The sequence below is a fragment of the Stenotrophomonas sp. 2YAF22 genome, assembly GCF_052114665.1.
Taxonomy (GTDB): Bacteria; Pseudomonadota; Gammaproteobacteria; order Xanthomonadales; family Xanthomonadaceae; genus Stenotrophomonas; species Stenotrophomonas indicatrix.
Genome location: NZ_JBFRFE010000537.1, coordinates 1 through 3071 on the forward strand (window position 1 = coordinate 1; position 3071 = coordinate 3071).

The window sequence follows — 3071 nt, forward strand, 5'->3', positions numbered from 1 at the left end:
CGCCAGTACGACTCGTCGGCCATGTAGAAGCCCTGTGCGCTGGCCTTGGCGAACCACGCCGCCGCGGCATCCACGTTCTTCTGCAGACCATCGCCGCCGCGGCCGAGTGCCAGCCCGGCCAGGTACTGCCCATACACGTTGCCCTGTGCAGCGGCACGCTCATACCAGCGCAGCGCTTCAGCCTTGTTCTGCACTACGCCGATGCCGGCCTCGTACAGCGTGCCCAGGTCCACCTGCGCTTCGGCATCGCCGCGCGCGGCGCGGCGCTGGATGCGCGCGATCACCGGGTTCGGTGAGGCATCAGCGCTGAGCGGAGTGCCGGGCTTCGCGGACCCGCTGGTGGCATCGCGCAACGGCTGCAGCTTGTACAGCTGGCGCAGGTAGACCGCGCGGCGCAGGCGCCAACGCAGTGCGCCCTCCATGTCGCCACGTCGCTCGTACCACGTCTCCAGATCGCTCATCGCATACGGCGAGCCGTGATAGGCGGCGCGGTGGTACCAGCGGTAGGCCTTGCGCGCGGAAGGTTTGAGCACCACCGCGTCGGGCTTCTGCGGGGCATCACCGCTGTCCAGTCGGCCGCGTTCCAGGATCGTACCCAGCTGCTCCTCGGCACTGGTGGTGCGGTGCGTGCGCGGCGTGGTGGCAGCGGCGCGCGCGTACCAGTCCAGCGCGCGCACGTCGTTGCGGTACTGGTACAGCTTGGCCACGCGTAACGCCGAATCGAACTGGCCATCGGCAGCCGCGGCCAGGGCGTCGCGTTCGCTGTCATCGACCGGGCGGGTGGGCGTGGTCGCGCAGCCGGCCAGGGCGATCACGGCCAGGAGGGGCAGCAGGCGACGGTAGGAAGGGTTCATCCATGAATTCCGGAAAGCGGGCAGGGGATTATCCGGGTCGCTACCGGCGTGGCCGCTGAATCGGTTGCCATCGCAACAGTTGCGCCGCGCCGGAAACCCGGTTACGGTCGGATCCATGTCGCTCCGCCTGGCCACCGCCGTCAACAACACCAACCGCAATAATCTGCGCGCGAATAATCGTGCGCGGCCGATGCGGGACTGCGCCCTGGGTAGATAGACAGCAACACACGCCCGGACACCAGAAAACCCGCATCGGCCGATGCGGGTTTTTTTTGTGCCCGGGCGCAGCCCCACCCGGGCCTGGATGGCCGGTCGAACACTTTCCCCCCGTGTACTTCCCCACAACAGGAGCTCCACCCATGTGTTCGATCTTCGGTATTTTCGGCCTGCAGGCCGGTGACGATCTTCCTTCCCTGCGCCGCCATGCGCTGGAGCTGTCGCAGCGCCAGCGCCATCGTGGCCCGGACTGGAGCGGCGTGTATCTGGACGAAGGCGCGCTGCTGGTCCACGAGCGCCTGGCCATCGTCGATCCGGCCGGCGGCTCGCAGCCGCTGCTGTCCGAAGACGGGCAGCTGGCGCTGGCGGTCAACGGCGAGATCTACAACCACCAGCAGCTCAAGGCCGGCCTCGCCGAAGCCTATGCCTTCCAGACCGGTTCGGACTGCGAGGTGATCAACGCGCTGTACCGCCAGGGCGGATCGCCTGCGCAGTGGCTGGAACAGCTCAACGGCATCTTCGCCTTCGCTCTGTGGGACCGTGCAGCCGGCCGTGTGCTGGTGGCGCGCGACCCGGTCGGCGTGGTGCCGCTGTACTGGGGCCATGATGCGCAGGGACGGTTGCGCGTAGCGTCTGAAATGAAGGCGCTGGTGGATACCTGCGCCGACGTTGCCCAGTTCCCTCCGGGCCATTACTACGACAGCGCCAGCGGTGAACTGGTGCGCTACTACCAGCAGCCGTGGCGCGAGTACGACGACGTGCAGGGCCGCCAGGCCGATCTCGCCGAGCTGCGCCAGGCCTTCGAACATGCGGTCGAGCGCCAGCTGATGAGTGACGTGCCGTATGGCGTGCTGCTGTCGGGCGGGCTGGATTCGTCGCTGGTTGCTGCCGTGGCAGCACGTTATGCGCGCCGTCGCATTGAAGATGGCGGCCAGAGCGAAGCGTGGTGGCCGCGCCTGCATTCGTTCGCCATCGGCCTGAAGGGCTCGCCGGATCTGGCGGCTGCTGCGGTGGCCGCCGAAGCGCTGGGCACGGTGCACCACGGCTTCGAATACACCTTCGAAGAAGGCCTGGATGTGCTGCCGGAGGTGATCCGCCACATTGAAACCTACGACGTCACCACCATCCGCGCGTCCACGCCGATGTTCCTGCTGGCGCGCCGGATCAAGGCGATGGGGGTGAAGATGGTGCTGTCCGGCGAAGGCAGCGACGAGATCTTCGGCGGCTATCTTTATTTCCACAAGGCACCGGACGCGCGCGAATTCCACCAGGAACTGGTGCGCAAGCTCGATGCCCTGCACAACTACGATTGCCTGCGCGCCAACAAGTCGATGATGGCCTGGGGCGTGGAGCCGCGGGTGCCGTTCCTGGACCGCGAGTTCCTCGACGTGGCGATGCGATTCGATGCCGCGCACAAGATGGTCGGCGCCGGTTTCGGTGGTCGCCGCATCGAGAAGGCCGTGCTGCGCGAGGCCTTCGAGGGCTATCTGCCGGACAGCATCCTGTGGCGGCAGAAGGAGCAGTTCAGCGATGGCGTCGGTTACGGTTGGATCGACGGCCTGAAGGCGCATGCCGAAGCACAGGTCAGCGACCGCGTGCTGGCCGCCGCCGACAAGCGCTTCCCGCACAACCCGCCGCAGACCAAAGAGGCGTATTACTACCGCCACCTGTTCGAGCAGTTCTTCCCCAGCCACGCGGCGGCTGAAACCGTGCCGGGCGGCAAGTCGATCGCCTGTTCCTCGCCGGCGGCCATTGCCTGGGACGCCAGCTTCGCCGCTGCCGCCGATCCGTCGGGCCGCGCCATCGCCGGCGTGCACGAGCAGGCGCTGGCCTGAACCAAAAAGGGGGCGGAAGGGGATCAAGCTGTTCGTGGCATAAGCAACTTGATTCCCTCCGTCCCCTTCTTGCGACGTATCATCGGCGCCCTGCACATTGGGGAATGTTCATGGACGTACAGACCGGAGATCCCGTGCGGCCGACGAAGTGGGCGTGGCGTTACCT

Annotated in this window: 2 protein-coding genes; one reads left to right on the forward strand and one right to left on the reverse strand. The window is 66.9% G+C overall.

Annotated elements, in window-relative coordinates; all coding sequences use genetic code 11:
- On the reverse strand, positions 1 to 854 hold an 854-nt coding region (locus tag AB4Y84_RS17755; protein WP_442250567.1), incomplete at its 3' end, for a tetratricopeptide repeat protein.
- Between the two features lie 359 nt (positions 855 to 1213).
- Here AB4Y84_RS17755 and asnB point away from each other — a divergent pair.
- The gene (gene asnB, locus AB4Y84_RS17760; RefSeq protein WP_108266122.1) at positions 1214 to 2905 is read left to right on the forward strand and encodes an asparagine synthase B; all 1692 of its coding nucleotides are present in this window, start codon (positions 1214 to 1216) and stop codon (positions 2903 to 2905) included.
- Positions 2906 to 3071 lie beyond the last annotated feature (166 nt).